14 protein-coding genes and 1 rRNA gene are annotated in these 25,146 nt (G+C 73.6%); 3 read left to right on the top strand and 12 right to left on the bottom strand.

Features of this window, described 5'->3' with window-relative positions:
- Positions 1–38 precede the first annotated feature (38 nt).
- Positions 39–1,574 carry a S8 family serine peptidase gene (locus tag ABZ495_RS24960; protein ID WP_359838181.1) on the bottom strand — a complete coding sequence of 512 codons (1,536 nt, stop codon included), beginning with the start codon at positions 1,572–1,574 and terminating at the stop codon, positions 39–41.
- Positions 1,575–1,854: 280 nt separating this feature from the next.
- Here ABZ495_RS24960 and ABZ495_RS24955 point away from each other — a divergent pair, with 280 nt between their 5' ends.
- Positions 1,855–6,642, top strand: coding sequence for an ATP-dependent helicase (locus ABZ495_RS24955; protein ID WP_359838179.1), 4,788 nt, complete (start codon positions 1,855–1,857; stop codon positions 6,640–6,642).
- Between the two features lie 100 nt (positions 6,643–6,742).
- On the opposite strand, the gene ABZ495_RS24950 is transcribed toward ABZ495_RS24955, so the two are convergent.
- The 9 genes from ABZ495_RS24950 to ABZ495_RS24910 form a co-directional block, all read right to left on the bottom strand.
- Positions 6,743–7,024 carry a hypothetical protein gene (locus ABZ495_RS24950; RefSeq protein ID WP_359806531.1) on the bottom strand — a complete coding sequence of 94 codons (282 nt, stop codon included), beginning with the start codon at positions 7,022–7,024 and terminating at the stop codon, positions 6,743–6,745.
- 54 nt (positions 7,025–7,078) lie between these two features.
- Complete coding sequence (locus tag ABZ495_RS24945) at positions 7,079–7,447, bottom strand: helix-turn-helix transcriptional regulator (RefSeq protein ID WP_329489809.1); 369 nt, start codon at positions 7,445–7,447, stop codon at positions 7,079–7,081.
- 383 nt (positions 7,448–7,830) lie between these two features.
- The gene (locus tag ABZ495_RS24940; protein ID WP_329492264.1) at positions 7,831–8,301 is read right to left on the bottom strand and encodes a CinA family protein; all 471 of its coding nucleotides are present in this window, start codon (positions 8,299–8,301) and stop codon (positions 7,831–7,833) included.
- A 107-nt stretch (positions 8,302–8,408) separates the two neighbouring features.
- Positions 8,409–9,047: a CDP-diacylglycerol--glycerol-3-phosphate 3-phosphatidyltransferase gene (pgsA, locus tag ABZ495_RS24935; RefSeq protein ID WP_359838177.1), complete on the bottom strand. Its 639-nt coding sequence runs from the start codon at positions 9,045–9,047 to the stop codon at positions 8,409–8,411.
- Entirely contained in the window at positions 9,044–10,516 is a 1,473-nt protein-coding gene (gene rimO / locus ABZ495_RS24930; protein ID WP_329489807.1) for a 30S ribosomal protein S12 methylthiotransferase RimO, read from the bottom strand. The genes pgsA and rimO overlap by 4 nt, the downstream gene beginning before the upstream one ends.
- A gap of 96 nt (positions 10,517–10,612) precedes the next feature.
- Positions 10,613–11,476 (bottom strand): RodZ domain-containing protein, encoded by an 864-nt coding sequence (locus ABZ495_RS24925; RefSeq protein WP_352297597.1) that lies wholly within the window; start codon positions 11,474–11,476, stop codon positions 10,613–10,615.
- A gap of 274 nt (positions 11,477–11,750) precedes the next feature.
- Positions 11,751–14,456 (bottom strand): DNA translocase FtsK, encoded by a 2,706-nt coding sequence (locus ABZ495_RS24920; protein ID WP_359806541.1) that lies wholly within the window; start codon positions 14,454–14,456, stop codon positions 11,751–11,753.
- Between the two features lie 123 nt (positions 14,457–14,579).
- Entirely contained in the window at positions 14,580–15,215 is a 636-nt protein-coding gene (locus tag ABZ495_RS24915) for a response regulator (RefSeq protein WP_329489804.1), read from the bottom strand.
- 339 nt (positions 15,216–15,554) lie between these two features.
- Positions 15,555–20,087 (bottom strand): HAMP domain-containing protein, encoded by a 4,533-nt coding sequence (locus ABZ495_RS24910; RefSeq protein WP_359806568.1) that lies wholly within the window; start codon positions 20,085–20,087, stop codon positions 15,555–15,557.
- Positions 20,088–20,627: 540 nt separating this feature from the next.
- On the opposite strand from ABZ495_RS24910, the gene ABZ495_RS24905 reads away from it, so the two are divergent.
- Positions 20,628–23,180 carry a SpoIIE family protein phosphatase gene (locus tag ABZ495_RS24905; RefSeq protein ID WP_359806544.1) on the top strand — a complete coding sequence of 851 codons (2,553 nt, stop codon included), beginning with the start codon at positions 20,628–20,630 and terminating at the stop codon, positions 23,178–23,180.
- 288 nt (positions 23,181–23,468) lie between these two features.
- Positions 23,469–24,032, top strand: a complete 564-nt coding sequence (locus ABZ495_RS24900) for an acetate uptake transporter (protein WP_359806547.1) — start codon at positions 23,469–23,471, stop codon at positions 24,030–24,032.
- A gap of 81 nt (positions 24,033–24,113) precedes the next feature.
- Here the strand turns inward: ABZ495_RS24900 and ABZ495_RS24895 are convergent, their stop codons facing one another.
- Positions 24,114–24,986 (bottom strand): phosphatase PAP2 family protein, encoded by an 873-nt coding sequence (locus ABZ495_RS24895; protein WP_359838175.1) that lies wholly within the window; start codon positions 24,984–24,986, stop codon positions 24,114–24,116.
- Positions 24,987–25,062: 76 nt separating this feature from the next.
- Positions 25,063–25,146: ribosomal RNA gene (rrf, locus tag ABZ495_RS24890) — 5S ribosomal RNA — on the bottom strand; the annotation flags it as partial.

Below are 25,146 nucleotides of genomic sequence, written 5' to 3'. Positions count from 1 at the left end.
GGCGCGGGCCCCGGCCACCCGGGGCGGGCCCCGCCCGCTCAGTGCGGCAGCGCGAGCGTCCCCGCGCCGTAGTACTGGCGGTCGCCGCAGGCGTACGGGCCGGGCGGGCAGGCGGCGGCCGCGGTGGTGGCCAGCAGGGTCGCGAGCCGGTCCGAGTCCCAGTCCGGGTGCAGCGCGGCGGCCACCGCCACCGCGCCGGTCACATGGGCCGCGGCCATCGAGGTGCCGGCCAGCGCGGCGTACTGGCCGCCGGGCCAGTCGGAGACCACCGCCCCCTGCGGGCCGCCGTCCGGGTCGCCGCCGGGGGCGGCCAGCGAGACCTTGCCGCGCCCGAAGTTGGAGTAGGCGGACGGGTGGCCGTCCCGGTTGACGGCGGTCACCGTGACCACCCCGGGGAGTTCGCCGGGGAGCCGGACGCACTCCGTCCCGACGTAGCGGGTCCGGGCCGGGCCGGAGCTGCGGTCGTTGGGGCTGCGGTCGTCGGTGCGGGCGGCCCCGAGGTCCTGCCCGTCGTTGCCGGCCGAGGCCACCACCACCGCCCCCTTGCGCCGGGCGTAGTCGACGGCCCGGGCGACGGCGGCGGTCAGCGCGGCCTGGTCGCCGTCCTCCGGGCAGTTGTACTTCCAGGGGTCGGCGAAGTAGCTGTTGTTGATCGCCTTGGCACCGTGGTCGGCGGCCCAGAGCATGCCGCAGACGATGTTCTCCGCGTAGTACTGCCCCAGCGGCCCGAGCAGCCGGACGGCGGCGATCCGAGCGCCTGGCGCGACGCCGCTGACGCCGTGGCCGTCCCGGGCCGCGCCGACGATCCCGGCGACGTGCGTGCCGTGGCCGCTCTCCCCGACCCCGGGGTCGGGCCGCCAGGCGCCGGTCCGGGCGTCCGGGCGGCCGTCCGCGCAGGAGGCGGAGCTCTTCGGGTCCACGGCCGCGCGCAGGTCCGGATGGGTGTCGTCGACGCCCGAGTCGAGCACGGCGACCAGCACCCGGCGCAGCGCGTCGGCGGAGGGGGCGCCCGGTCCGGTGCCGGGACCGCGCAGCAGGGTGGCGGTGGTGTCGGCGGACGGGCCGCCGCCGCTGCCGAGCATCGCGAGGTTCCAGGCGTCGCGCTCGCCCGGGTCGGCCACGGTGGGGGTGGCGTCGTCCGCGCTGTCCGACCCCGCCCGGTCGCCGCCGGCCCCGGCCCCGAAGTCGCCGGCGCCGTCCAGCGGGCGGGGCGGACTCGGCACCGGTGAGGTCCGGGTGGCGCCCACCGCGGCCACTCCGGGCCGGTCCCGGACCTTGTCGGCGAAGCCGCCGGCGGCGTACGCGAGGACCGCCCCGATCTGGGGGTACTCCTGGACGACCTGCCCGCCGGCGGCACGCGCCTCGGCACCGGCCCGGGCGGCGCCGGACGCGTCCTGCCGCTCGGCCAGCACCAGGTAGCTGAAGTACTCCCGCCCGGGCCCGGCCACGTACGGGACGGCGCCGCCGACCACCAGCGCGGTGAGCAGCATCGCGAGCAGTGCGCGGACCGGGCCCCGGGTCCGGCGCGGGGGGACCTGCACGGGACCGCTGCCGGCCGGGTGCGCCTGCGCCATCGCACGGTCTCCGCTCGTCGGTCCCGGTGGCCGCGGGGGTCCGGCGATCACCGGAGGTCCGATGCCACGAGAGGATCAGGTGTCTGAATTATCACCATATGAGCGGATTATCCTTTCTGCCTTTCCGGTGACCCTCCCGACCCCTCCTGCCCCGACTTCGCCACGGCCCGGCACCCCGACGCCCCGCCCTCGCGACACCCCGACGGACCCGGCCGCCCCGGCCGACCGGCGCTGCCGCCTCCACCCGCCCCTTGTCAGTGCCACCCGGCACCATGGGGGCATGGCGCCGAAGACCCACCCCCAGCCGCCCGCCGACCCGCTGGCCGGATTCGCCCCGGCCACCCGGGCGTGGTTCTCGGGCGCCTTCCACGCGCCCACCACCGCCCAGGCCGAGGCCTGGCAGGCCATCGCCGGCGGGACGGACGTCCTGGTGGTGGCCCCCACCGGCTCCGGCAAGACGCTCGCCGCCTTCCTCTCCGCGCTGGACCGCCTGAGCAGCACCCCGCCCCCCGCCGAGCCGAAGCGCCGCTGCCGGGTCCTCTACATCTCGCCGCTCAAGGCCCTCGCCGTCGACGTCGAGCGGAACCTGCGCTCTCCACTGGCGGGACTGCGCCAGGCCGCCGTCCGGCTCGGCCTGCCCGAGCCGGACGTCCAGGTCGGCATCCGCTCCGGCGACACCCCCGCCGCCGACCGGCGCCGCTTCACCACCCACCCGCCGGACATCCTGATCACCACCCCCGAGTCGCTCTTCCTGCTGCTCACCTCCGCCGCCCGGGAGGCCCTGCGCGGCATCGACACGGTGATCCTGGACGAGGTGCACGCCGTGGCCGGCACCAAGCGCGGCGCCCATCTGGCGCTCTCCCTGGAGCGGCTGGACGAGCTGCTGGAGCACCCGGCCCGCCGGATCGGCCTCTCCGCCACCGTCCGGCCGGTCGAGGAGGTGGCCCGCTACCTCAGCCCGCGGCGCGGTGCCGCCGTCGTCCAGCCCGCCGGTGCCAAGGAGTTCGACCTCTCGGTGGTCGTCCCCGTCCCCGACCTCGACGACCTGCCGCCCGCCCCCGCCACCGGCGGCGACACCGACCGGCAGAGCGGCGGAGCCTCGATCTGGCCGCACGTCGAGGAGCGGATCGTCGACCTCGTCCAGGCCCACCGCTCGACCATCGTCTTCGCCAACTCCCGCCGGCTCGCCGAGCGGCTCTGCAACCGGCTCAACGAGATCGCCTACGAGCGAGCCGCCGGCGAGCCGCTCCCCGAGGCGCACGCGCCCGCCCAGGTGATGGCCGAGTCCGGCGTCGCCAGGGGCGCCCCGCCGGTGATCGCCCGCGCCCACCACGGCTCGGTCTCCAAGGAGCAGCGCGCCCTGGTCGAGGAGGAGCTGAAGGCCGGCCGGCTGCCCGCCGTGGTCGCCACCTCCAGCCTGGAGCTCGGCATCGACATGGGCGCCGTCGAGCTGGTCGTCCAGGTCGAGTCACCGCCCTCGGTCGCCTCCGGCCTCCAGCGGGTCGGCCGGGCCGGCCACCAGGTCGGCGCCGTCTCCACCGGCGTCTTCTTCCCCAAGTACCGGGGGGACCTGGTGCAGTCCGCCGTGGTCACCGAGCGGATGCGGGCCGGCCGGATCGAGGCGCTGCGCATCCCGCGCAACCCGCTGGACGTGCTCGCCCAGCAGCTCGTCGCCATGACGGCGCTGGACACCTGGCCGGTGGACGACCTGCTCGCACTGGTCCGCCGGGCCGCACCGTTCGCCACCCTGCCGCAGTCCGCCTTCGACGCCGTGCTGGACATGCTGGCCGGCCGCTACCCCTCGGACGCCTTCGCCGAGCTCCGCCCCCGCCTGGTCTGGGACCGGGTGGCCGGTACCGTCACCGGCCGCCCCGGTGCCCAGCGGCTCGCCGTCACCTCCGGCGGTACGATCCCCGACCGCGGCCTGTTCGGCGTCTTCATCGCCGGCTCCGAGGCGGCCGACTCCAAGGCCGGCCGCAAGGGCACCGGCGGCCGCCGGGTGGGCGAGCTGGACGAGGAGATGGTCTACGAGTCGCGCGTCGGGGACGTCTTCACCCTCGGCACCACCTCCTGGCGGATCGAGGAGATCACCCACGACAAGGTGCTGGTCACCCCCGCGCCCGGGGTCCCCGGCCGGCTCCCGTTCTGGAAGGGCGACACCCTCGGCCGCCCGCTCGAACTCGGCCGCGCGCTCGGCGCGTTCACCCGCGAGCTGGGCGCGCTGGAGCCCGCCGCCGCCACCGCCCGGCTCCGGCAGGCCGGCCTGGACGACTGGGCCGCCGGGAACCTCCTCGGCTACCTCACCGAGCAGCGCGCCGCCTGCGGCCACCTCCCGGACGACCGCACCATCGTGGTCGAGCGCTTCCGCGACGAGCTCGGCGACTGGCGGATCGTCATCCACTCCCCGTTCGGCGCCCAGGTGCACGCGCCCTGGGCGCTCGCGATCGGCGCCCGGCTGCGGGAGAAGCACGGTCTGGACCCCCAGGTCATGCACGCCGACGACGGCATCGTGCTCCGCCTCCCCGACGCCGACCTGCTCGACTTCCCGGTGGAGCAGCCGGCGCCGGACGACGCCCCGGTCGGCGCCGACGCCGCCCTGTTCGACTCCGGCGAGATCGAACAGCTCGTCACCGACCAGGTCGGCGGCTCCGCCCTGTTCGCCTCCCGCTTCCGCGAGTGCGCCGGCCGCGCCCTGCTGCTCCCCCGGCGCAGCCCGGGCAAGCGCACCCCGCTCTGGCAGCAGCGCCAGCGATCCGCGCAGCTCCTGGAGGTCGCCTCGGAGTACGGCTCGTTCCCGATCGTCCTGGAAGCCGTCCGGGAGTGCCTCCAGGACGTCTTCGACGTCCCCGGCCTGGTCGAGCTGATGCGGGACCTCGAATCGCGCGCCGTGCGCCTGGTCGAGGTCACCACGCCCGAGCCCTCCCCGTTCGCCCGCTCGCTGCTCTTCGGCTACGTCGCCCAGTTCCTCTACGAGGGGGACTCCCCGCTCGCCGAGCGCCGGGCCGCCGCCCTCGCGCTGGACTCTCGGCTGCTCTCCGAGCTGCTCGGCCAGGCCGAGCTGCGCGAGCTGCTCGACCCGCAGGTCCTGGCCGAGCTGGAGGCGGAGCTCCAGCGGCTCACCCCCGAGCGCCGGGTCAAGGACGCCGAGGGCGTCGCCGACGCCCTGCGGCTGCTCGGTCCGCTCACCGAGGCCGAGCTGACCGCCCGCGGCGCCGAACCGCTCTGGGCCCTGGAGCTCGAAGCCACCCGCCGGGTGATCGCGGTCCGGATCGCCGGCGAGCAGCGCTGGGCCGCCGTCGAGGACGCCGGGCGGCTGCGCGACGCCCTGGGCACCCCCCTGCCGGTCGGCGTCCCGGAGGCCTTCACCGAGCCGGTCAAGGACCCGCTGGGCGACCTCCTCGCCCGGTACGCCCGCACCCACGGCCCGTTCACCGCCGCCGAGGCCGCCGCCCGCTTCGGCCTCGGCAGCGCGGTGGTCGCCGGCACCCTGCAGCGCCTCACCGCCGCCGGGCGGCTGGTCCAGGGCGAGTTCCGCCCGCCCGACGCCCACCCCCTCGTGCCGGACGCCGCTCGCCCCGCCTCCACCGACGGCCACTCCGCCACCGTCGAGTGGTGCGACGCCGAGGTGCTGCGCCGGCTGCGCCGCCGTTCGCTGGCCGCCCTGCGCCAGGAGGTCGAGGCCGTCCCGCCGCGCGCCCTGGCCGCCTTCCTCCCGCAGTGGCAGCACCTGGCCGGCCACCGGCTGCGCGGCCCGGACGGCCTGCTCCGGGTGGTCGAGCAGCTCCAGGGCACCGCCCTGCCCGCCTCCGCCCTGGAGCGGCTGATCCTCCCGGCCCGGCTCGCGGACTACTCCCCAGGCCTGCTGGACGAGTTGATGGCCGCCGGTGAGATCGGCTGGTCCGGCGCCGGCGCCCTGCCCGGCAAGGACGGCTGGATCGGCCTGCACCTCGCCGAGCACGCCCACCTGCTGCGTCCGGAGCCCGTCCCGCCCGCCGTCACACCCGTGCACACCGCGCTGCTGGAGGCCCTGGCCGGCGGCTACGGGCTCTTCTTCCGCCAGTTGGTCGCCCAGTTCCCCGACACCCCCGAGACCGAGGTCGTCGAGGCCCTCTGGGACCTGGTCTGGGCCGGGTACGTCAGCAACGACACCCTCGCCCCGCTGCGCGCCCTGCTCGGCTCCGGCCGGACGGCCGGCGCGACCGCCCACCGGGCGCCCCGGGCCACCCCGCGCGGGCGCTACGGCGGCGCGGGCCGGGCCTTCGGCCGGGCCGGCGGCACGCTGCGCGGCGGACCGCCGACGGTGGCCGGGCGCTGGTCGCTGCTGCCCGCCTTCGACGCCGACCCGACGGTGCGGGCCACCATCCAGGCCCAGAGCCTGCTGGACCGGCACGGCCTGCTGACCCGGGGCGCGGTGGTGGCCGAGCGGATCCCGGGCGGCTTCGCCGGGGTGTACCGGGTGCTCGCCGCGATGGAGGAGCGCGGCCGGGCTCGCCGGGGGTACTTCGTGGAGGGGCTGGGCGGCGCCCAGTTCGCCATGGACGGCGCCGCCGACCGGCTGCGGTCCGTCAGCGGGCGGCTGGAGCGGGCCCGGGCCGCCGAGTGGCCGGCCGGTCCGGCGGCCGAGCCCCCGCAGGTGCTGGTCCTGGCCGCCGCCGACCCGGCGAACGCCTACGGCGCCGCGCTGCCCTGGCCCGACCCGCCGGGCACCGCGGCACCCGGTGCCGAGCGGGCCACCGCGGCCGGGGAGGCGCCGAAGGAGACCAAGGAGGCCCGGGAGGCCAGGGCGCACCGCCCCGGCCGCAAGGCCGGCGCCCTGGTGGTGCTGGTCGACGGCCAGCTGGGCCTCTACATCGAGCGGGGCGGCAAGTCCCTGCTGGCCTGGCCCGAGGACGAGGCCACCCTCGCCGCCGCGACGGCCGCGCTGGCCTCGGCGGTCCGCGCGGGGGCGCTCGGCAGCGTCACCGTCGAGCGGGCCAACGGCGTGCCCGCGCTCGGCTCCCCGCTCGGCGCCGCCCTGGAGGAGGCGGGCTTCCACCCCACCCCACGGGGCCTGCGGCTGCGCCCCTGACCCGCCCCGGGCCCGGGGAACGGCGGGCGCCCGCCGCCGGGCACGGCGAAGGCCGCGAGGCGGAGAACCACCTCGCGGCCTTCGCACCGCGTCACTGCACTCACCCGATCGGAGGCTCTGCCTCCATCCGGGCCTTCGGCTCACCCGTTCGGCGCGGCTCCGGTCCGGTGGACCACCGGTCCGCGTGCACCGGGATCAGCCCGAGCCCCCACCCGCCGGCCGCGAGCAGCCCCAGCGCGGCCCCGTCGGCGGGTTGGCCCCGGAGCACCAGCCAGCCGGCGAGAGCGCCCGCCGACATCGGCAGGAGCCTGCGCAGACGCCGGGGAACCAGCTGCCCCAGCCGTATTCGGGCCTCGGCGAACGTCGTAGCTGCCTTCCGCACGACCGGCCTCCTTCGCTCGCCCCGGGCACCAGGCGCCCGGGCGTCGAGGCCAGGTCAGGCGGCGACCACGTCCATCGCGGCGGCCTTGGGCGAGAGGTTCGCCCGGTCGTTGCCGGGGGCGGGCAGCGGTACCGGTTCGAGCACCGGCCTCAGCAGTTCACCTTCGGAGAGGCTGGACATCGCCGCAAGTTCGGCGAGCGAGAGTTCGTCACTGACCTCGCGCATGACCTCGGACATTCGAACGTCGAGTGCGTCGCAGATCGCGGAGAGCAGCTCCGAGGAGGCCTCCTTCTGTCCCCGCTCGACCTCGGAGAGGTAACCGAGCGAAACCCTGGCTGCTGCCGACACCTCGCGAAGTGTGCGGCCCTGGCGCTGGCGCTGCCGACGCAGTACATCGCCCAGTAGGCGACGGAGCAGGATCATCGGTGCCTCCCTCCTCGGACTGCGGATCGAGATGTCACGCCCCCACCGTACCGCCTTGCCCGCTTCGCGTGCGGGGACCATGGTCGTGTTCACTCTGGGCTGCAAGGCTGTCCCCTCCCCTGTTTCGGTGTCGCACCCCGGCCTGCGGGCACCTCGTCGTACCCTCCGTGCGGCACCGGGTCACCGCCGCGCCACTCGTTCGCCACCTGGTTTCTGCCCCAGGACCTCCGATGTAACACGATCCTCCGTCGACCTCATCCCCGGACGCCAGTTCGGCAGATCTCGGTTCGGTGGAGATCTGCGCCGACGGACCGGTCCGGACACCGGGGGCGGAGCCTTCCACGGTGCGGGCCGGACGGCGGACACCGAGGGCGAGCGGCTGGTCAGTGCGTGGACGCACCGGACGGGAGCCGCCCGACGAGCAGCTCCAGAGCGGCGGTCACCGCTCCGTGACGGATTGTGGCACGGTCCCCCGACAGTCGCGGCGAACTGACCCGACTTCCCCCCGGGCCGGCCAGTGCGAGGTGTACCGTGCCCACCGGCTGTCCGTCCTGCGGATCCGGGCCGGCCACTCCGGTGGTCGCGAGCCCGTACGTGGCCCCCAGCAGCCGGCGCACGCCCTCGGCCATCTGCCGGGCCACCAGCGGGTGGACCGGCCCGTGCACGGCCAGCAGCCCCTCGTCGACGCCGAGCACCGAGGCCTTCAGCTCGGTCGCGTACGCGGTGACCGAGCCGCGGAAGGTCGCGGACGCCCCGGGGACGTCGACCAGCGCGGCCGCCAGCAGCCCGCCGGTGAGCGACTCGGCGACCGCCAGCGTGGCGCCCTCCCCGCGCAGCGCGGCGTGCGCCTTCAGCGCCGCCGTTCCGTAGTCAGCTCCGAAGCCGCCCGCTCCGGAGTCGCTCGCTCCGACGTTATCCGCTCCGACGTTGTCCGCTCCGAACCCCACCCCGTCCGCCTCCCTCACCGGCCGGCGCGCTCCGCGGCCAGCCCCTCACGGCGCAGGCGCAGCGCCTGCCCGACGTAGTCCAGCGCCGTCCCGACGGTGAGCAGCACCGCGAACGCCATCAGCACGGCCCGCGCGGTGGCCAGCCAGCCGGTCAGCTCCAGGACGTACATGCCCACCGCGATGCCCTGGGTGAGCGTCTTCAGCTTGCCGCCCCGGCTGGCCGGGATGACCCCGTACCGGATCACCCAGAACCGCATGACGGTGATGCCCAGCTCCCGGGCCAGGATGACGACGGTGACCCACCACGGCAGGTCGCCCAGCACCGAGAGGCCGATCAGCGCCGAGCCCATGATCGCCTTGTCGGCGATCGGGTCGGCGATCTTCCCGAAGTCGGTGACCAGGCCCTTGCGGCGGGCCAGCTCGCCGTCGAACAGGTCGGTGATCATCGCGACCGCGAACGTGGCCCAGGCCACCGCGCGCCACTTGGGGTCGTGGCCGCCGTCGGCGAAGAGCAGCGCCACGAAGACCGGCACCAGCAGCAGCCGGAGCATCGTGAGCATGTTCGCGATGTTCCAGATTCCCGGCGCCGGCGGGGCCGCGGCCGCCGGTCTGCCCGGGTGAGCCGCGGCCGGAGCGCCGGGCCCCTTGGTCATTCCCCGGCTCCCGGGGCCTGGCCGACCCGGACCTGCTCCAGCGCCTCGGCGATCAGGTCGACGCCCTCGCTGGCGACCACGCGGGCCCGGTAGAACCGGCCGACCTGCGGGTCGGCCACCCCGGTGAGCGTGGTGAGGCCGTCCGTCTCGGGGGCCTGGTGGGCGGCGCGGCCCTCGACCAGGTCGCCGTCGACCGACTCGATCAGCACCTCGACCTCGGTCCCGATCCGCTGCTCGGCCCGCTGGGCGGTCATCTCCTCGGCGAGCCTGGAGAGCCGGTTCAGCCGGTCCGCCACCACGTCCTCGGGCAGCTTGCCGTCGAAGGTCGCCGCCTCGGTGCCGTCCTCGTCCGAGTAGCCGAAGACGCCGATCGCGTCGAGGCCCGCGTGCGTGACGAACCGCTCCAGCTCGGCGAAGTCCTCCTCGGTCTCACCGGGGAAGCCGACGATGAAGTTGGAGCGGGCGCCGGCCTGCGGGGCCTTGCCGCGGATGGTCCCGAGCAGCTCCAGGAACTGGTCGGTGGAGCCGAACCGCCGCATCCGGCGCAGCACCGCGGGCGCCGAGTGCTGGAACGAGAGGTCGAAGTAGGGCACCACGTCGGCGGTGCCGGTCATCGCGTCGATCAGCCCCGGCCGCATCTCGGCGGGCTGCAGGTAGGAGACCCGGACGCGTTCGACGCCCTCGATCGCGGAGATCTCGCCGAGCAGCGTCTCCAGCAGCCGGATGTCGCCGAGGTCCTTGCCGTAGGAGGTGTTGTTCTCGCTGACCAGCACCACCTCGCGGACGCCCTGCGCGGCCAGCCACTGGGCCTCCTGCAGCACGTCGGAGGGGCGGCGCGAGATGAACGAGCCGCGGAAGGCCGGGATGGCGCAGAAGGAGCACCGGCGGTCGCAGCCCGAGGCGAGCTTCACCGAGGCGACCGGGTTGTCGTCCAGCCGCTTGCGCAGGGTGCGCGGGCCGGAGGCCGGGGCGAGGCCCTCGGGCAGGTCCTCGGGGGCGCCGTGGCCCGGCAGGGCGACCTCTGCGGCGGCGGCCTGGCGCTCGACCGGGCTCAGCGGCAGCAGCTTGCGGCGGTCGCGCGGCAGGTGCGGGGCGTGGTGGCCGCCGGACAGGATGGTCTGCAGGCGGTCGGAGATGTCGGAGTAGTCGTCGAAGCCGAGCACGCCGTCCGCCTCGGGCAGCGCGTCGGCCAGCTCCTTGCCGTACCGCTCGGCCATACAGCCGACCGCGACGACGGCCTGGGTGCGACCGTGCCCCTTGAGGTCGTTGGCCTCCAGCAGGGCGTCGACGGAGTCCTTCTTGGCGGCCTCGACGAACCCGCAGGTGTTGACGACGGCCACGTCGGCGTCGGAGGCGTCGTCGACGAGCAGCCAGCCGTCGGCCTCCAGTCGCCCGGCGAGTTCCTCGGAGTCCACCTCGTTGCGGGCGCATCCGAGCGTGACAAGGGCGACAGTACGGCGTTCAGGCATAGGGCCAAGATTAACGCGCGGCCTCCGGTGCCGTTCGCCCCGGAGGCCGCGCGCCTCGGATTACCAGATCTTCACCGGGGCGCACGGCCCCTGCCATCAGCCCGCCTGCGGGTCGCCGGGGGTGTACGTGACGTGCACCACCTGGCCGTTCTTCCCGGCCGGACCGAGATCCTTGCCGTTGACGTACACATGCACGGCACCCGCGTTGCCGATCACCAGCTTGATCTGCTTCGGGTCGGTGAAGGTCTGGTCCTGGCCTTCCTCGATGTTGTTCTGGAACAGGGACTTGCCGCTGCCGTCCAGCGCCGAGACCCAGCTGGTGTCCTTCTCGGCGACCAGCTTCACCGTGACCTTGTCGGCCGGGGCGGCCGCGATCGCCGCGGCGCTGGGCGCCGGGGCCGGCGGCTGGACGCTCGGTGAGGCGACGGGCGCGACCGAGCCGGTGCCGGACCCGCTGGGCAGCGGCGCGCTGGCCGAGCCGGTGGTCGAGCCTCCGGTCTTGCCGCTCACCAGGTTGAAGCCGATCAGGGCCACCACCGCGAAGATCGCGGCCACCATCGCGGCCGTCCAGTTCGGGCGGCCGCGGCCGGGCACCTTGATCGGCCCGCTGTCGATCAGCTGGGTGGGCCGCTTGCCGGCGGGGGCCCCGCCGTGCGCGGCGTCGTACCGGGCGACCAGCGCCTCGCCGTCCACGCCGACCGCCCGGGCGATCGCCCGGATGTGGCCCCGGGCGTAGAAATCGCCACCGCATCGGGCGAAGTCGTCCTCCTCGATGGCATGCACGATCGGCACCCGGACCCGGGTGGCGGTACTCACCTGATCGACCGTGAGTCCGGCGTCGATCCGGGCGACGGACAGCACCCGGCCGATGCTCGGGGCATCGGCCGCGTGGTCCGGCTCGCCGGACAGCTCGGCGGAGGACGGAGCGTTCTCGCGATCGGGGGACTTGCCGATGGTCACGGTGCACGCCTTTCGAGCGGATGGCCACCTGCTGGAGAACAGTCTAGGGGCGGAGGAGGATCGTTTCTCAAGCGGAGCAGGACCGAATGCGCACGCCCATCCGGGCACGGTTCCGATCGTCCACTGACCGACAGTCAGGACGGGGGCCGACGAACCCGGAGGCCGCTCTTGCGCCCTGTGACGCGGTGCACGTTCGATCGGTTCCGCGCACCGCGCCTACCCTCCTCCGAACGAGTGAACACCCGCAAGGGCACGCACCGTCCGGGGCGGTCGGTCAGCCCCGGATGGCGATGAGCACGCCGTCCAGCTCGTCCGGTTTCACCAGGACGTCGCGGGCCTTGGAGCCCTCGCTCGGGCCGACGATCCCGCGCGACTCCATCAGGTCCATCAGCCGGCCCGCCTTGGCGAAACCGACCCGCAGCTTGCGCTGGAGCATCGAGGTGGAGCCGAACTGGGTGGAGACGACCAGCTCGGCGGCCTGGATCAGCAGGTCCAGATCGTCGCCGATCTCCTCGTCGATCTCCTTCTTCGGCCCGCCGCCGACCGTCACGTCGTCCCGGTAGACCGCCGTCAGCTGATCCTTGCAGTGCTGGACGACGGCGGCGATCTCGGCCTCGGTGACGAACGCGCCCTGCATCCGGACGGGCTTGCTCGCGCCCATCGGGAGGAAGAGCGCGTCGCCCTTGCCGATCAGCTTCTCCGCGCCGGGCTGGTCGAGGATGACCCGGGAGTCGGCCATCGCCGAGGTGGCGAAGGCCAACCGGGACGGCACGTTGGCCTTGATCAGACCGGTGACCACGTCCACCGAGGGCCGCTGGGTGGCCAGCACCAGGTGGATGCCGGCCGCGCGGGCCAGCTGGGTGATCCGGACCACCGAGTCCTCGACGTCGCGCGGGGCGACCATCATCAGGTCGGCCAGCTCGTCGACGATCACCAGCAGGTACGGGTACGGGGTCAGCTCGCGCTCGCTGCCCAGCGGGGCGGTCACCTTGCCGGCCTTCACCGCCGCGTTGAAGTCGTCGACGTGCCGGAAGCCGAACGCGGCCAGGTCGTCGTAGCGCAGGTCCATCTCGCGCACCACCCACTGGAGGGCCTCGGCGGCCTTCTTGGGGTTGGTGATGATCGGCGTGATCAGGTGCGGGATGCCCTCGTACGCGGTCAGCTCGACCCGTTTGGGGTCGACCAGCACCATCCGGACCTCGTCCGGGGTGGCCCGCGCCAGGATCGAGGTGATCAGGCAGTTGATGCAGGACGACTTGCCGGCGCCGGTCGCGCCGGCCACCAGGATGTGCGGCATCTTGGCGAGGTTGGCCATCACGGTGTGGCCCTCGACGTCCTTGCCCATCCCGACCACCATCGGGTGGGTGTCCTCGGCGGCCGTGCGCGAGCGCAGCAGGTCCCCGAGGTTGACCATCTCGCGGTCCCGGTTGGGGATCTCGATGCCGACCGCGGACTTCCCCGGGATCGGGCTGATGATCCGCACGTCCGGGCTGGCCACCGCGTACGCGATGTTCTTGGCGAGCGCGGTGATCCGCTCCACCTTGACGGCCGGGCCCAGCTCGACCTCGTAGCGGGTGACCGTCGGCCCCCGGGTGAAGCCGGTGACCTTGGCGTCCACCTTGAACTCGCCGAAGGTCCCGGTGAGCTGGGCCACCACCTCGTCGTTGAGGGCGCTGCGGGCCTTCGCCGGGCCGCCGCGCTCCAACAGGTCGAGCGGGGGGAGCGCGTAGGTGACGTCGCCGGAGAGCTGGAGCTGCTCCATCCGCACCGGGGCCGGGCCGTGCTCCTCGGGGGCCGCCTGGCCGCCGCTGCGGGCGGGCGGCACGGCGGCCTCCTCCGGCGGGGCGGTGCGGTCCTGCACCTGATGCATCATGTCCGCCACCGCCGAGGAGGCGGGCACCCCGTAGACCAGCGCGCCGTCCAGGTCCGCGGCGGCCCCGGCGGCGAGGTCGCGGGTGGCGTACGGGTCCACCGGGTCCTCGCCGAACGGGTCCTTCGCGAGCAGGTCGGGGACGCCGGAGGCGAGCTCCGGGTCGTCCAGCTGCTTGCGGCGGCGCCGGCGACGGCGGGCACCGACCTCGTCCGGCGGAGCGAGACCGTCGATCTCGACGCGGTACGGCAGCGCCGAGGGGTCCGCGTCCTCCGGCGGCTCGGTGGAGAACTCGCGCTCCGGCGCACGCCCCTCGGCGAAGGCGGCCTGCGGGCCGGGCTCGACCACGCCGAGCCGCACCCCGGCGGCGCGCAGCCGTTCGGGGATCCGGTTGACCGGGGTGGCGGTGGTCACCAGCAGGCCGAAGAAGGCCAGCAGCAGGAGCAGCGGCACCGCGAGCGGCGGCCCGGCGGCGGCCATCATCGGGGTGGAGACGGCCCAGCCGACGATCCCGCCGGCCGCCCTTATCCGGGTCGCGCCGCTGCCCATCATGGGCGCGCCGCAGCCGATGTGGACCAGTCCGAGCACGCCGACCACCAGGGCGCTCAGACCGATCATGATCCGCCCGTTGGCCTCCGGCAGCTCCGGATGGCGCATCAGCCGGACCGCGACCAGGGCCAGCAGGAACGGCACCAGCACGTCCAGCCGGCCGAAGAGCCCGGAGACCACGTTGGTGGCCGCCTCGCCGAGCCAGCCCTGCGGGCTGAACCAGGTGCCGGCGGCGGTGACCAGCGCGAGCGCGAACAGCAGCAGGCCCACGCCGTCCTTGCGGTGCGCCGGGTCGAGGTTCTTGGCGCCGTCACCGAAGCCGCGGAAGACCGCGCCGACGCTGTGCGCCAGGCCGAGCCAGACGGCCCGGACGGCCCGGAAGAGTATCGGCCTCGGTGCCGGCGGGGCGGGCGGCGCGGGCTTGGCCGCCGCCTTCTTCGCCGGGGCGGCCTTCTTGGCCGCCTTCTTCGCGACCGGCTTGGCCGGAGCCTTCACCGCGGCCTTCTTGGACGGTCCCGGACTCGGGTTGCGTGCCGCGCTTCCGGGCGTACGTGTGGCCATGGCTCAGCAGCCTACCGGGGCCGACCAGCTGTGCCCACGTGCCGAGCCGGGGCGCCCCGCCGTGTCGCAGACACACCGTCACACCGCCCCGGTTTCACCCGGACGGGTGCGCGCGGGCGGCCGCTACTCCACCCCGGGACGCAACGCGTCCAGGGCCCGCCGCAGACCCGCCAGCTTGCGCTCCAGATGCGCCGCGGTGGCGGCGACCCCGCCGTCCTCGGTGCCGTCCAGCTGCTTGACGAGCGCCTCGGCCTGTTCCTCCACCGAAGCCAGCCGCGCCGACAGCTCGCCGAGCAGCGCACCGCCGAGGGCAGGCTGCTCGCCGCCCGCCTCCAGTTGCAGGCGCAGCAGCGCTGCCTGCTCCTTGAGCTGGCAGTTCTTCATGTAGAGGTCGACGAAGACCGAGACCTTGGCGCGCAGCACCCACGGGTCGAAGGGCTTGGAGATGTAGTCCACCGCGCCCGCCGCGTAGCCGCGGAAGGTGTGGTGCGGCCCGTGGTTGAGCGCGGTCAGGAAGATGATCGGGATGTCCCGGGTGCGCTCCCGCCGCTTGATGTGGGCGGCCGTCTCGAAGCCGTCCATCCCGGGCATCTGGACGTCCAGCAGGATCACCGCGAAATCGTCGGTGAGCAGCGCCTTGAGCGCCTCTTCGCCGGAGGCCGCCCGTACCAGCGTCTGGTCCAGCGCCGAGAGGATCGCCTCCAGCGCCAGCAGGTTCTCCGGCCGGTCGTCGACCAGGAGGATCTTCGCCTTCTGCATTACGGCCCGCCCTCCTGTCGCCTGCCTGCCTGGGGAAGGCACTCGCACACTGCCCACCACTACCCCGGTCATGCTAGCCGCACCCCCTCGCCCGGCACACCGCCCCGTCGCAACCTGGTCCGGGGCAACGCGCACCCAGTGCCCCGGCGCACGCTCACCAGCGAGTCGCCATCCGGTCACTGTTCGCAACGATCGGTGACCCTACCGGGTTCCCGGCCCTCCCCGCCAGCAAAGCACGCCCCGAAAGGCGCGAACCCCGGAGCGGGCTCCGGGGTTCGCGCCCCCACGACCCGGTGGGGTACCGGGCGGCGGGGGCGGGCCCGGCCGCGGAGGGCCGGGTCAGGACTTCCGCGCCGACAGCCACTCGTGCATCACGGTGAGCAGGTGGTCGGTCTCCACCGGCTTGGTGATGTGGTCGGTGGCACCGGCCTCCAGGGACTTCTCCCGGTCGCCCTTCATCGCCTTGGCGGTCAGCGCGATGATCGGCAGCCCGGCGAACTGCGGCATCCGGCGGATCGCCTCGGTCGTCGCGTAGCCGTCCATCTCCGGCATCATGATGTCCATCAGGACCAGCGCGACGTTCTCGTGCTGCTCCAGCATCTCGATGCCCTCACGGCCGTTCTCGGCGTACAGCACGGTCAGCCCGTGCTGCTCCAGGACGCTGGTGAGCGCGAAGACGTTGCGGACGTCGTCGTCCACGATCAGCACCTGCTGACCGTCGAAGCGGGTGTCCACCCGGGACGGCTGGTGGGCCGCCGGGCCGCCGGACGGCAGCCGGCCCTCGATCGGTGCTTCCAGGGCCGCACGACGGCGCTCCACGGCGCCGCGCCGGCGCTCCTCCGCGAGTTCGCGGACCTCCTGGGCCCAGTGGTCCGCCGGGTTCTCGCCGACCGGGACGGGCGTGCCCGCCGGGGTGACGCCGACCGCGGCGCGGATCGTCGGGGCGTTCGGCGCGGACGGCGGCGCGACCTCCCCGCCGTCGGTGCGCAGCGGCAGGTAGAGGGTGAACGTCGAGCCCGCGCCCAGCTCGCTCTCGGCGTGGATCTCGCCGCCGAGCAGCCGGGCGATCTCCCGGCTGATCGAGAGCCCGAGACCGGTGCCGCCGTACTTGCGGCTGGTGGTGCCGTCGGCCTGCTTGAACGCCTCGAAGATCTCCCGCAGCTTGTTCTCCGGGATGCCGATGCCCGTGTCGGAGACCGAGAAGGCGATCAGCGGGTCGTCCGGGCCCTTGATCGCGCCGGCCTCCAGCAGCCGCTCGCGGACGTGCTGCGGGACGTCGGGACCGGCCGGGCTGATAGAGAAGTCCACCGCGCCGGAGTCGGTGAACTTGACCGCGTTGGAGATCAGGTTCCGCAGCACCTGCTGGAGCCGCTGCTCGTCGGTGTGCAGGGTGACCGGCAGCGCCGAGGAGACCCGGACGGCGAAGTCCAGGTTCTTGTCCAGCGCGACCGGCTGGAAGGTGGCCTCCACGTAGTCGACCAGCTGCACCAGGGCGATCCGGGACGGGCGGACGTCCATCTTGCCCGCCTCGACCTTGGAGAGGTCCAGGATGTCGTTGATCAGCTGGAGCAGGTCCGACCCGGCGCCGTGGATGGTGTCGGCGAATTCGACCTGCTTGGGCGAGAGGTTGCCCTCGTTGTTGTCGGAGAGCAGCTTGGCCAGGATGAGCAGCGAGTTGAGCGGGGTCCGCAGCTCGTGCGACATGTTGGCGAGGAACTCGCTCTTGTAGCGGGAGGCCAGGGCGAGTTGCTCGGCGCGCTCCTCCAGGACCTGTCGGGCCTCTTCGATCTCGCTGTTCTTGATCTCGATGTCGCGGTTCTGCTGGGCGAGTTGCTCGGCCTTCTCCTGCAACTCCTCGTTGGTCCGCTCCAGTTCCTCCTGGCGCGCCTCCAACTCGGCCGATCGCATCGAGAGTTCGGCGGTGAGCCGCTGGGACTCCAGCAGCAGGCCCTCGGTCTTGGTGTTGACGCTGATGGTGTTGACCGTGACGCCGATCAGATCGGCGATCTGGTTGAGGAAGTCCAGCGCGACGGTGGTGAAGGAGCTGAAGGTGGCCAGCTCGATCACGCCCAGCAGGCGGCCCTCGAACAGCACCGGCAGCACCACGATGTGGGCCGGCGAGGCCTCCCCGAGGCCCGAGGCGATCTTCAGGTACCCGGGCGGGGCCTCCTTGAGGATGATCGAGCGCTTCTCCACCGCCGCCTGGCCGATCAGCGACTCGCCGGGCCGGAAGGTCGTCGGCATCGCCCGCCGCTGGTAGCCGTAGCTGCCGATCAGCCGCAGCACGGTGTCGTTCTCGTCGTCGTCCTCGGTGATCAGCTCGGCGGTCCGGCCGGCCGGCTGGGCCAGGAAGAACGCGCCGTGCTGGGCCGAGACCACCGGGGTCAGCTCGGTCATGATCAGCGAAGCGACCGCCTCCAGGTCCCGACGGCCCTGCAGCAGGCCGGAGATCCGGGCCAGGTTGGTCTTCAGCCAGTCCTGTTCCTGGTTGGTGCGCGTGGTCTCGCGCAGGTTGGCGATCATCTGGTTGATGTTGTCCTTGAGCTCGTCGAGCTCACCGGACGCGTCCACGTCGATCCGCAGCGAGAGGTCGCCCCTGGTCACCGCGGTGGCGACCTGGGCGATCGCGCGCACCTGCCGGGTCAGGTTGTTGGCCAGCTCGTTCACCGACTCGGTGAGGTCCTGCCAGGTGCCGTCCACGCCGGGGACGCGGGCCTGCCCGCCGAGCCGCCCGTCGGTGCCCACCTCGCGGGCCACCCGGGTCACCTCGTCGGCGAACGCCGAGAGCTGGTCGACCATGGTGTTGATGCTGGTCTTGAGCTGCAGGATCTCGCCGCGCGCATCGACGTCGATCTTCTGGGAGAGGTCGCCGCGGGCCACCGCCGTGATCACCAGAGCGATGTTGCGGACCTGCCCGGTGAGGTTGTTGGCCATCAGGTTGACGTTGTCGGTCAGGTCCTTCCAGATCCCGGCCACGCCCGGCACCCCGGCCTGGCCGCCCAGGATGCCGTCGGTGCCGACCTCACGGGCCACCCGGGTCACCTCCACCGCGAAGGCGGAGAGCTGGTCGACCATCGTGTTCAGGGTGCCGGCCAGCGCGGCGACCTCGCCCTGCGCCTCGATGTCGATCTTCTTGGAGAGGTCACCGCGGGCCACCGCGGTGGCGACCTCGGCGATGTTGCGCACCTGGCTGGTCAGATTGGACGCCATGAAGTTGACGTTGTCGGTCAGGTCCTTCCAGATGCCCGACACCCCGCGGACCCGGGCCTGGCCGCCCAGGATCCCCTCGGTACCCACCTCGCGGGCCACCCGGGTCACCTCGTCGGCGAACGCGGAGAGCTGGTCGACCATCGTGTTGACGGTGGTGACCAGCTCCAGGATCTCGCCGCGGGCGTCGACGGTGATCTTCTTGGAGACGTCGCCGCGCGCGACCGCCGTGGTGACCTCCGCGATGTTGCGGACCTGGCTGGTCAGGTTGTTGGCCATCAGGTTGACGCTGTTGGTCAGGTCCTTCCAGGTGCCGGAGACCCCCGGCACGCTCGCCTGACCGCCGAGGATGCCCTCGGTACCGACGTCCCGGGCGACTCTGGTCACCTCGTCGGCGAAGGCGCCCAGCTGGTCCACCATCGTGTTGATGGTGTTCTTCAGCTCCAGGATCTCGCCCCGCGCGTCCACCTGGATCTTCTGCGACAGGTCGCCCTTGGCCACCGCCGTCGTCACCTGCGCGATGTTGCGCACCTGATCGGTGAGGTTGTTCGCCATGAAGTTGACGTTGTCGGTGAGGTCCCGCCAGACCCCGGCGGCGCCCGGTACCTGCGCCTGACCGCCCAGGCGGCCCTCGGTACCGACCTGGCGGGCCACCCGGGTCACCTGCTCGGCGAAGCCGGAGAGCTGGTCCACCATCGTGTTGATGGTGTTCTTCAGCTCCAGGATCTCGCCCCGCGCGTCCACCTCGATCTTCTGCGAGAGGTCGCCGCGCGCGACCGCCGTCGTCACCTGCGCGATGTTGCGCACCTGGCCGGTCAGGTTGTCGGCCATGAAGTTCACCGAGTCGGTGAGGTCCCGCCACACCCCCGCGACGCCCGGGACCTGCGCCTGGCCGCCCAGACGGCCCTCCGTGCCCACGTCCCGGGCCACCCTGGTGACCTGCGCCGCGAAGCCGTTCAGCTGGTCCACCATGGTGTTCACGGTGTTCTTCAGCTCGAGCATCTCGCCGGCCACCTCGACCGTGACCTTGCGCGAGAGGTCGCCCTTGGCCACCGCCGTGGTCACCTGGGCGATGTTGCGCACCTGCGCGGTCAGCCGGCCGGCCATCGTGTTGACCGAGTCCGCGAGGTCCTTCCAACTGCCCGAGACGCTGCGCACCTTGGCCTGGCCGCCCAGCTTGCCCTCGGTACCGACCTCGATGGCCACCCGGGTCACCTCGTCGGTGAACTCCGACAGCTGGTCCACCAGCCCGTTGACCGTCCGGCCGATCTTCAGGTACTCGCCGCGCAGCGGGTGGCTCACCCCGTTGCTGTGCAGCGAGCGCAGCTCCATCTTCTGGTCCAGGTCGCCCTCGGCGATCGAGGCCAGCACCCGGCCCACCTCGGCCATCGGCCGGGCCAGGTCGTCGATCAGCGCGTTGCAGTTGTCGACGGCCGCCATCCAGGCGCCCTCGCCCGCACCCGTCTCCAGCCGCTCGTTCAGTCGGCCCTCGCGGCCCACCGCGCGCCGGACCCTGGCCAGCTCACCGGTCAGGTGCTGGTTCCGCTCGGCGACCTCGTTGAACACGGCGGCGATCTCGGCCAGCGGACCGTCGCCGGGCACGGTCAGCCGCCGCCGGAAGTTGCCGTCGCGCATCGCGGTCAGCGCGGCCAGCAGCTTGCGCAGCTCCGCCGGCTCGGCTCCGCGGCTGTGGTTCGCTCGCCGGCCGGCCGCGCTCCGCGGCGCGGCCCCGGGCCGCACACCGCGCTGGGCAGGCGGCGTCGTACCGGTTGCGTCCTTGGTGGCCGAACTCAACGGGCCCCTCCCAGATCGTGAACTGTCCGGTGATCCCCCGTGCCCCGTTTTCGGGGCGCGAAGCCACACCGGTCGGCGCTACAGCGTCCCGGTGACCTCGCGGACCACCGGAACCCGCATCGACCGTACTGCTCCCACGGGCGTCACGGACCCCCCAGTCTGGCAGCACCGGCGCCGGGTATACGGCCGGTTGCGCTCGGTTGGTACCGCCCCGACCGAAACAGGTGGGCAGAATCACCCTCAGGTGCCTGTTTCGGCGCCCCGCCCCCACGGGGAACCAACCGGAAAGTAGGGTGGGGCGCTGCACCGGGCCACGACCCGCCCCAGCGCCGCCGCTCACCCCGCCGGCGCCCACGGGGAGGTCGCCGCCGCACCCGGGCAGCCAGGCCAGAGCAGAGGAGAAGTGGCAACGTGGTCACCGCGCGCGCAGCCGCCACCTTCGAACCGGTCGGCCGGTCGGCCTCGGCCGCCCGCTCGTTCGTCCGGGACGCGCTGCTGGGCTGGGGCCTGCCCGAGATCGTCGACGACGCCGTGGTCCTGGTCAGCGAACTCGTCACCAACGCCGTGGTGCACGCCGGCACCGCCGCCGAGGTCTGCTGCCTGCGCGAGGAGGAGACCGTCCGGATCGAGGTCACCGACCACCACCCCGAGCGCGGTCTGCCGTCCTTCGCCGACGTCCCCGTCACCGCCTCCGAGCGCTACGCCGACCCCGACGGCGAAGGCGGCCGCGGCCTGTTGATGTGCTCCGCCCTCGCCGAACGCTGGGGCGTCGAGTACTCCGCCGGCCGCAAGACCGTCTGGTTCCGGCTCGCCCTGCCCGCCCACGTCACCGGCACCCGCTATGCCGTCCCCGCCACCCCGGGCAGCGAACTGCCCAGCAGCGCCGGACCGGTCCACGTCGCCGTCGTCCAGCTCGACGACGACGGCCGCGTGCTCGCCTGGAACCCGGACGCCGAGGCGCTCTTCCAGCACCCCGCCGACACCGTGCTCGGCCGCCCCTGGGCCGACCTCACCGTCTGGCCGCAGGGCCCCGGCACCGGGCTCGGGCTGGCCGCGACGCTGCGGCTGGCCCGCTGGGAGGGCAGCTACGGCCTGCGGCACGCCGACGGCCGGACCGTCGAGGTCTACGGCCTGCAGGTCCGCATCCGCGACACCGAGGGCGTCCCGTCCACGCTCTGCCTGCTCGTCCTCGAACCCGACCGCGCGGTACTCCGCTCGCCCGCCCGGGCGCTGCCCGGCGACAAGCCCGACCCGACCGGCTCCCGGCTGGACCTGCTCGCCGGTCCCACCGCCTCCGACGACCTGGACACCCTGCTCCAGCGCACCGTCGAACGCGCCCGCGACCTGCTCGACGGGGACGCCGCCTACCTGCTGCTCACCACCGACGACGAGACCGAGTTCGAGGTCCGGGCCGCCACCGGCCTCACCTCCGGCCACCGCCGCCACACCCGCTTCCCGGTCGGCACCGGCAACCGCTACGACTCCGCCCGCCTGCCGTCCGTCCACGAGGACCTCGCCACCCGGCCGACCGGTCTGCCGGTGCTCAGCGACAGTGGCATGCGCTCGCTGCTCACCGTCCCGCTCAAGGTCGAGGGCCGGCTGATCGGCTCGCTGGGCATCGCCGCCGCCGCGCCCGGCCGCTACGACAACGAGGACGCGCTGCGCCTGCAGTTCGCCGCCGACCGGGTCGCCCTGGCCATCGAGAGCACCCGGCTCACCGAGCTCGAACGGCTGCGCCGCGGCTCGCTCTCCTTCCTGGTCGAGGCCTCCGACCTGCTGGCCGGCACCCTGGAGCACGAGCAGACGCTCGCCCTGATGGCGCAGATGGCCGTCCCTACCCTCGCTTCCTGGTGCGCCGTGTACACCAACGGCGCCCCGGCCTCCCTCGCCTTCGTGCTGCACGAGGACGAGGACCGCATCGACCCGCTGCGCGCCCTGCTCGACAAGACGCCCGCCCCGGACTCCGGACCCACTCACGGCGCCCGCTTCTGGGCGGCACCGGCCGAGACCGCGCGGACCGGCGGGCTTTCCGCGAACCCCGAACTCTCCGGCCTGCTCGGTGAGACGGTGGTCCTGCCGCTGGCCGCCCGCAACCGGGTCATCGGCCTGCTCGTGCTCGGCGTCCCGGCCGGCGTCCGGTTCCGCCAGGAGATCCTGGAACTCGCCGAGGACCTCTCCCGGCGGGCCGCCCTCGCGCTCGACAACTCCCGCCTCTACTCCGAGCGCACCGCCACCAGCCAGGCGCTGCAGCGCAGTCTGCTCCCCCCGGACCTGCCCGAGATCCCGGGCGTCGAGGTGGACGTGTACTACCAGGCCGCCGGCGAGGGCAACGAGGTCGGCGGCGACTTCTACGACCTCTTCACCATCCGCGAGGGCACCTACGGCTTCGCCATCGGCGACGTCTGCGGCACCGGACCCGAGGCCGCCTCCGTCACCGGCCTGGCCCGGCACTCGCTGCGGCTGCTCGCCCGCGAGGGACTGGACGCCCCACAGGTCCTCAGCAGGCTCAACGCGGCCATCCTGGACGAGGGTTCACGCAGCCGCTTCCTCACCCTGCTCTACGGCGAGCTCACGCCCCGACCGGACGGCAGCACCGAGCTGTCCATGGTCTGCGCCGGCCACCCGCTGCCGCTGCGGCTGCGCACCGACGGCCAGGTCGACCGGGCCGCCACCCCGCAGCCGCTGCTCGGCGTGATGGAGGAACTCGACCTGACCGCGGAGCACTTGGTGCTCTCCCCCGGCGAGGTCCTGCTCTGCGTCACCGACGGCGTGACCGAACGCCGCGAGGGGTCGCGGATGCTGGGCGACGACGGCCTGGCCGAGGTGCTCACCGGCTGTACCGGGCTGACGGCCGGTGCGGTAGCCCTGCGCGTGCAGCGGGCGGTCGAACGCTTCGCGCCGGAGCCGCCGTCCGACGACATGGCGATCCTCACCCTGCGCGTCCCCACCCAGCGCCCGGGCTGACCGAGTCTGCTCACCCGGGGTCCAACCATGAGCGTTCCACAGCTGACGACGCCACAAATTGTGTGATTCACAAGGGTACAAGCTGGTCCGGCCGGGTACACCGATCTCACCGGGGAATCCCCCGGCGGGGACACGACCAGCAGTTCTTCACGCTGGCCCATCATTCTGACCGCAGCCGTCGCACCCTCCTGTGGTGCGCCCTCGGCGCGGTCGCGCGCATCCACCTCATCGAACATCCTCCTGCGGTTCACAGCGCCCTGCGCGCGCCCAGAGTGAAAGGAGCCTCCGGTGAGCAACGAAGCTACCGGGGCACTGAACGCCCGCTCCACCGGAGCCGACGCGGGGAACCTCGGTTACCTCGCCCTCGGCCTGACCCTCCTCGCCTACGGCCTCCTCTCCACTGGCATCTTCAGTGGCACCGGGGTCGGGGACTCCGCCCGTCTCGCCCACCTCCTCGGCGGCCTCACCCTGTTCATCGCCGGCCTTTGGCAGCTCCGGGCCGGCGAGGGCTTCACCGGCACGGCCTTCACCAGCCTGGGCGCCTTCTGGGCCACCTGGTCGGCCGCCGGCGGGGCCGGCAAGAACGCGGCTGGCCTGTTCCTGCTGCTCTGGGCCCTGCTCGCGCTCACCCTCACCGCCGCGAGCTGGAAGGCCGGCTGGTTCAGCCGCGCGGTGTACGGCCTGCTGACCGTCTCCCTGGTGCTCTCCGCCATCGCGACCTTCGCCACCTCCGGCGGGCTCGCCAAGTTCGCCGGCTGGGTCGCCGCGGCCTCCGGGCTGGTCGCCTGGTACTGGGCCACCGCGGCCATGACCAACAGCGCGTGGGGCCGGGTGGCACTGCCGGTCAAGTAACACCCGACACGCGAACGCCGGTGGGCCGGACCTCCCTTCCGGGGAGGTCCGGCCCACCGGCCCGTGCTGCTCGCGCCCCGGTCAGCTCCCGGTGGTGACGTGCTCCCCGGCCTGGGCTCCGGCCACCTCGGCGTCGTCCGGACCGGGCGACGCCCGGCGGGCCCGCCGGCGGCCGCAGGCCGCCTGGACCGCGTACGCGAAGAGCAGGATCACCACGGCCACCAGGCCGTCCGCCCAGAAGTGGTTGGCCGTGACCACCACCACCGCGACGGTCAGCACCGGGTGCAGGACCACCAGCCAGCGCAGCGGGCTCGACGACACCCTGATCACCGCGACCGCCGCCAGCACGCACCAGGCCACGTGCACCGACGGCATCGCCGACAGCTGGGCGACCTTGACCATCCCGCCGACCGCGCCGCCGTACACCGACTGCCCGTACTCGGCCGCGACGTCGACGAACCCCTCCTGCGGCAGCATCCGGGGCGGCGCCACCGGGATGAACTGCACCGCCAGGCAGATCGCCGTCGTGATCACGACCGTGTTCCGCACCCACGGGTAGCGGGCCCGGTGCCGCACGAAGACCCAGAGCAGCACCGCGATCATCACGGTGAAGTGCATCGACGCGTAGTAGTAGTTCGCCGCCTTCACCACGGCCGGACACGAGGTCACGGCGGCCTGCCAGGAGGCCTCGTCCGGCAGGCCGATCGCCAGCTCCGTCCGGTGGATCCAGCTCGCCCGGTCCAGCGCGTGCTCGGCGCTCATCAGCGAGAGGTGCCCCACCAGCTGCCAGAGCGCGAACAGCGCCAGCAAGGTGCCGGCCTCCCGCAGCAGCGCCGACAGCGGTGCGCGCCGCACCCGGGCGGCCGCGTACGCGCCTCCGTAGAGAGCGACCGCGGCGCCCCCGGCGGACTGCCAGGTAAGAGTCAGGTTCTGCAACGGTTCGCGCCTCTCCACCGAGCGGGTTGTGCTGGGGAGACGTTAACGCAAAAAGACCCCCTCCCGAACGGGAGGGGGTCTTCTTGGAATGATTGTTCGGCGGCGTCCTACTCTCCCACAGGGTCCCCCCTGCAGTACCATCGGCGCTGTGAGGCTTAGCTTCCGGGTTCGGAATGTA

Origin of the sequence: Kitasatospora sp. NPDC005748, from assembly GCF_040630735.1 — a bacterium.
Taxonomy (GTDB): domain Bacteria; phylum Actinomycetota; class Actinomycetes; order Streptomycetales; family Streptomycetaceae; genus Kitasatospora.
Note: the sequence above shows the minus strand (reverse complement) of the source record. Positions and strands in the feature narration are given on the sequence as shown.